The 5,670-nt window shown below is 60.2% G+C and carries 6 protein-coding genes; all 6 read right to left on the reverse strand.

Annotated features, from left to right (window positions below; translation table 11 throughout):
* Positions 1-175: 175 nt before the first annotated feature.
* Positions 176-649 carry a peroxiredoxin gene (locus tag HMPREF2975_RS01005; RefSeq protein WP_070725212.1) on the reverse strand — a complete coding sequence of 158 codons (474 nt, stop codon included), beginning with the start codon at positions 647-649 and terminating at the stop codon, positions 176-178.
* A gap of 108 nt (positions 650-757) precedes the next feature.
* Complete coding sequence (locus HMPREF2975_RS01010) at positions 758-1,855, reverse strand: MFS transporter (protein WP_227469079.1); 1,098 nt, start codon at positions 1,853-1,855, stop codon at positions 758-760.
* Positions 1,856-2,002: 147 nt separating this feature from the next.
* Complete coding sequence (locus HMPREF2975_RS01015; protein WP_070725215.1) at positions 2,003-2,752, reverse strand: TetR/AcrR family transcriptional regulator; 750 nt, start codon at positions 2,750-2,752, stop codon at positions 2,003-2,005.
* A gap of 102 nt (positions 2,753-2,854) precedes the next feature.
* Positions 2,855-4,018 (reverse strand): hypothetical protein, encoded by a 1,164-nt coding sequence (locus tag HMPREF2975_RS01020; protein WP_070725217.1) that lies wholly within the window; start codon positions 4,016-4,018, stop codon positions 2,855-2,857.
* 167 nt (positions 4,019-4,185) lie between these two features.
* A complete protein-coding gene (locus tag HMPREF2975_RS01025) occupies positions 4,186-4,386 on the reverse strand; it encodes a hypothetical protein (RefSeq protein WP_070725219.1) in 201 nt (66 codons plus the stop codon).
* Positions 4,361-5,191, reverse strand: coding sequence for a hypothetical protein (locus HMPREF2975_RS01030; RefSeq protein ID WP_141757235.1), 831 nt, complete (start codon positions 5,189-5,191; stop codon positions 4,361-4,363). Before HMPREF2975_RS01030 ends, HMPREF2975_RS01025 begins: the two co-directional genes overlap by 26 nt.
* Positions 5,192-5,670 lie beyond the last annotated feature (479 nt).

Raw genomic sequence — 5,670 nt, forward strand, 5'->3', positions numbered from 1 at the left:
GCATCATGCGCCCCATCAAATTCATCCACACAACGTATATACGAGTTTGCACGGCATCCCGTCCATGAAACACACGTCACACCTTCAGCCGACACGCGCATAGAGCTGTCGCGCCTCGTTTGGGACACGGGCACCTGCCCTCCAGACCTGCAGGCGCAGACCGTCCCTGTACGACTCAGTCGATGCCGAGTTCCCTGCGCAGACGCTTGACGTGGCCTGAAGCCCTGACGCCATATTGTGCAAGGGCAATTGTGCCGTCAGGGTTGACGACAAATGTGCAACGTTTTGGTCCCAGAATTTTGCGGCCGAAACTCATTTTTTCGCCAAAGGCCCCATAGGCGTCAATCACGGTGCCTTCCGGATCTGACAGCAGCGGAAATGTCAGTAACTGGTTTGCCTCGAACTTTTCCAGCGCCGCCATGTCATCCTTGCTGATGCCGACAACCTCATATCCTGCGCCCTGCAGCGAGGCCAGCGAGTCACGAAAATCGCACGCCTCGGTGGTGCATCCGGGCGTGAACGCACGCGGGTAGAAGTACACCACCACGCCGCGTGCAGCACGAGCCAGCATGTCAGTCAGTGACACAGTGCCGTGCGTGGAATCCAAAGTGAATTCAGGAGCCTTGTCCCCCACCTTCAGTCCAGCCATGGCAGCCTCCTCATGTGTCCGCCGTATTTGTCCGTCGTCATCCACCACTGTAGGTCACGCCCGCTGCGAGCGCTCATGAAGGAACCATCCTGCCGCATCACGGCAACGCTAGAATCCTTTGGACTGCAGCCATCTCATCAGTTCTCGTGTCCTGGCCTCCCAGTAGTCATCCCGGTCAGCCGCGTCGCCCTCGTGCCTCCTATCGAGTTTCCTGCTGTCAATGGCATCCACGATCACCCCGTCACGCAGGTAGACGATCCGGTCCGCGCGCGCAGCGCACACCGGGTCATGTGTCACCATGACAATGGTGGTGCCATCCTGATGTGCTTCCTCAAGCGCCTCCAGCACCTCACCGGTCATGGAGGTGTTCAGCGCACCGGTTGGCTCGTCAGCGAACACGATCGATGGCTGGGTGGCGAGTGCGCGACAGATGGTGGCGCGCTGGAGCTGTCCCCCGGATACCTGGGTGATCTCATGATCAGCTACTGCGCCAATGTCGAATCGCTCCATCAGTGCGTCGACGCGTTCCTCGGCCGCCCTCGTCCCTGACCGTCCGGCAGCTTTCAAGGCGGGCAGCGCAATGTTGTCGCGAATCGTGAAGTTCTTCAGGAAGTGCGCCTGTTGGAAAACGAAACCCATCTCATGCAGGCGCACGTGGCTCATCTGCTGGTCGTTCAACTCGGTGAGTTCACGCCCTGCCAGTTCGACGGAACCGCCGGTGGGTCGATCCATTCCGCTCATGCAATACAACAATGTGGACTTCCCCGAACCTGACGCACCCATCACGGCCACGAACTGTCCGCGCGGCGCCTCCAGGTCGATGCCTCGCAGCACCTGCGTGGGCGGCTCCGTCGTCGAAAAGGTCTTCGTCAGGCCCTGCACGCGCAGCAGCGTCTGCCCCGCCTGCTGTGTGTGATCTGCAGGTTCGCGCGCTTCCATGTTGTCTGCGGCCATGCGCATTGTTGCCCACACCAGACCAAGTGCAACGGCGCAGATAATATTGCCGATCGCCATCAGGCGTGTGCGGTCAAATCGATCGGCAAGCACTCCGGCGGGCGGTGCCAACAGGACGGCGGGCAGGAACCCTGCCAGCGTGATCAGCGCGACCGACGTGCTCAAGCCGGTGTGCTGGTAGGCATAGATGGTCAGAGCGAACGGTGTCAAGCCGTTGCCAGTCTTGGCGATCAGCTGCGCCAGCCAGATCAGGGCGAAGCGGCGTCGGCCTTCGCGTTCGTGTGAGTTGGTAAGCGTCGGAGTACTGGTCGGTGCAGACGAGTTAGCCCCTGAGGCCCGCCAGTTGGTGGCGGTGCGTCGGTTGGAGAAGGCGTGCCGGTGGGTGCAGCGGTACTCATCTCAGTCGCGTCCATCCAACATGGCTTGCGAGGCAGTCGCGCCACCCTCGGCGTTCGTGCTCTTTCCCTCGGTCAGTGCGCCGTCGGCCTCCCTCGTAGCTTCGCTCCAGCCGTACACCATTGCTCGCAGCGCATCGTCGTATTGACGGTCTGCATCGTAGCGCCACCCGCTGTTGAACACGGCTGCGAGGTGCGGAAACGAGGCTGGAAGTACCGTTTGGTGGCTCATCTGGTCGGCCTCGCCGCCCACTGGCTCCCCCGCCTCTGCGAGGACATGGCCAACCGTGTAGTTCACCAGAGCGTTCAGCTGGTCGGCGGCCTGGGAGTTCACAGGCATTCCTGCCTCCGCGAGAGACGTCAGCAGGCATTCCATCAGGGCGAATAGTTCCGGTCCGGTTGCGGGGCGTGTGCCGACGATTGAGATGGCACGAGGGTGTCTGAGCAATGCGCGTCTCAAAGTGTGCATCACAGCGACCAGGTGCTCGCGCCACGAAGGTGTTGCCTGGGCGGCTGCCGGTACGGTGACGTCGCGCCACATGACCTCCATCAGGCCGTCAAGCACCGCCACCTTGTTGGAAAAATGCCGGTAGATCATCATCGGATCGACGCCGAGATCGCGTCCGAGCCGTCGCATGGTCAGTGCGTCGATACCGTCGTCGTCCACGATCTGCATGATGTATCGACGGGGAGGCCCCACAAGTCCTTCCTCCTCATCGTTCGTCGCACACAGGTCGGGACAACCGTCCAGCATGTCAGCGCGCAAATTCCGCTGCGATAGACAGCTGCTGACCAGCATCAGGGCTCTTGAGCAGCGCCAAGCTTGAGGCCGCTTCGGACAGTGTGTCGCGCATATTCAGCAACAATTTGCTCCGGCGCTGCTCGGTCCTGTGTCGGCGACGGTGGGTTTTGTCATGCCGGTGTGGTAAGCGGTGCCTTCGAAGGTGACGGGCACGTATGTGCCGTCGATCTGGACCCATTTGCCGTCTCCGTAGGTGGGGTCTGCCATGACGGTGACCTTGTCGGAGATGGTGCCGTCGTCACCGACTTTGGGGTCGGCCACGGTGGTGGCTTGCGGCTGGAAGTCGAAGACGACTTTGAAGTGCGGGCCGGGTTTGTTGATTTCTTCAGGGTCGCCGGGGAACTTGGGTGGGTAGGTGACAGTGTCTTGGATTTGGCCGCTGACATGCACCTTGTTCAGAGAGTAAGGAGAGACCTTACTGTATCGAGCTGCGAATGAGACCGTTCCGTTTCCGGTGGAGCGCCACTCCAGGCTGATCGGCTTGTTACTCGTTTTGCCGGTCCACACGTTCGTGCCGGTTGACGTGAAGACAGCCGGACCCGACAGCGTGACTTTCGCGTTTGCCCCGGCGATCCAGTTGCCCTTGTTATCGGCGGCACCGATGTTGTGGATAGCGCCCTGACGATCACCCTCACCGGTCACTGTTGCATCTTTCGCGTTGAAGCCGCCGGAATTGCGGGCTTCTGTGGCCATTGCCTGAGCAAGGGAGAAGATGTCGGGCTGGACGCGCTTGACGTCGTTGTACATGGTTTTCACGTCCTGGGCGATGTTGCGTCCAAGATTGTCCTGATCGAAATTCTGATGGATCAGAAAACCAAGTGCCGAGCCGTGTCTCTTATCCAGGGTCGGCTGATACTTGTCGAGCAGCCATGCTGCCTGAGAGTTGGTGACTTTCAGGTCGGCTGGCGCGAAAGAGCGCGGGCCACTCATCTTGGATAGTGTGGCGCTGTCTTCTGGCTTCGGGTTGTATTTCCACATTTCGATACACCACACGTTCTCACCTGGAACGCCCTGTGGAGATGCCCAGGGGCCGAACCAGAATCCCTGGCCGCTTCCTTGCGCACCCACGCTGATCGGGATGTGCATTCCCTTGTCGAGGAAGTACAGCGCATGGGAGGGTCTTTGTGCCGTTATCACACCGGCGCAGGCAAGCGCGAACGCGACGAGGATCGCGACCACACGGCCTGTTATTCGCCCAATGGGCGTCGACTGCTGCATTGTGATACTCCTTGTTCTTCTCTAGCTAGAGTGGCGGAAGCGGCAAAACCTCCGTCACTTATCGCTAATGCGACAAACATGAAGCCCACGCCGCGCCGTGTGAGTCGAGTAACACAAAAGGGGCCTGCCAGCATTCCAGCCAGCAGACCCCCGAATAGATCGAACGGTTAGCAATACCGTCCGGTCGCGTTTCCTTTAGTGTCCATTTCACCGCAGAAATCGCTGTCAGTGTTCACGTCCAGCTCCCACGTGTATTCGTCCCCGCCACTGGGCGCGGGAGTGCTCGGGGCAGGTGCGGGCGCGGAGTAGTCCGGCTCCACGTAGCCGCCGCCCGACGTGTAGTCAGGCTCCGAATACGTCAGCTCCACCCCAACCCGAGTCGCCAGCAGGTTCACTGGCCGCAGCCTTGGCTTCCTCGGCCTTCTTCCACGCGGCGTGAGAATCCGACACCTTCTGAGCAGCAGCCTTCACCTGGCCGGTCGCCTCAGTCAGCTTCACGCTCATCTCGTCGAACGGGTCAGCCGCCTCACCGCTCACAGCATCAGCCTGACCGATCAGGGCTGTCGCCTCGTCCACAGCTTGTTGCGCCGTGGTGCGTGTCGCGTCGTCGCTCACTTTGCCGGTCGTGTCGGACAGAACCTTGATTGCTTTGTCCACTTCCGCCTTGAGAGTGTCGCGCGCAGCCACCATCAGGTCTTTCGAATGGGAGGTCATCGCGGCGCGAACCTTGTCACTGGCGCCCTCAATCTTGTCGGCAGCAGCAGTGAATACTCCAGCCGAATCGTTCAACGACTGCGCACCATCAGCCAGCTCACGGGTAGTGCCCGACTGGGCGGCAGGCATCGTCAGTGCTGCTCCCTCGTCCAGTGCAGCGCGAAGGTCAGCACGGCTCGAATCATCGTCAGCCACCTTGCCCTCCGAGTCGGCATACAGCTGTTCGCCCCCACTGATCGCGTCCGTCAGGGACGTGTATGCGCCAGTGGCGACCGACTGCGCCGCGTCAAACTCGCTGCGCGCCTGGTGTGCCGCATGAGAGCGGTAGGCGCTCACGCCAATAATTGCCACCACCAGTGCGACGACAACCGCGACGCACACCGCCACGACCATAGCCTTGCGGTTCTTCACAAGCCGCGAAAACACGCCGCTTTCTTGAACTCCACCACTCGTACTCATTGCCCTCACGTGACCTTTCTTTTACCCGAGTAAGTTTTGGATTCACCCGAGTTGTGGGACGAGAACTCTCCACACGCCGCACACGAACGCCATTCACACGATCCGCGCGCATCACTGCACTCACAGCATAGCCAACTTCTTATGTAGCATGATCAAGTATGACAGCATTCCGAAAACCTCCGCCCGCGACCTTTCGTACAGAGGGGCCGGCCGAGGCGGCGCGATCGTTCAGTGCACATTCCCCTAGATTCAAGACAAATTGTGCACATACCCCTAAAACTGCCGCGCAACGGTGCACATACCCCTAGATTTAAAGCGAATTTTGCACATTCCCCTAGCTAAACTCCGTGCTGCCGGGTAGGCCAACAAGGAACAAGGCTCTGACCAGCGGTTATAGAAATAGCGCGAAAACCGGATCACGAAGATTTAGGGGAATGTGCACTTCCGCGCTACTTTTTAGGGGCTTGTGCACGGGAAGG

Origin of the sequence: Actinomyces sp. HMSC065F12, assembly GCF_001814535.1 — a bacterium.
Lineage (GTDB): Bacteria > Actinomycetota > Actinomycetes > Actinomycetales > Actinomycetaceae > Pauljensenia > Pauljensenia radingae_A.

Excerpts from the sequence above, each read along its gene's own strand:
- HMPREF2975_RS01005 (WP_070725212.1), bottom strand. The coding sequence starts at position 649 with ATGGCTGGACTGAAGGTGGGGGACAAGGCTCCTGAATTCACTTTGGAT.
- HMPREF2975_RS01015 (WP_070725215.1), bottom strand. The coding sequence starts at position 2,752 with ATGCTGGACGGTTGTCCCGACCTGTGTGCGACGAACGATGAGGAGGAA.
- HMPREF2975_RS01020 (WP_070725217.1), bottom strand. The coding sequence starts at position 4,018 with ATGCAGCAGTCGACGCCCATTGGGCGAATAACAGGCCGTGTGGTCGCG.
- HMPREF2975_RS01030 (WP_141757235.1), bottom strand. The coding sequence starts at position 5,191 with ATGAGTACGAGTGGTGGAGTTCAAGAAAGCGGCGTGTTTTCGCGGCTT.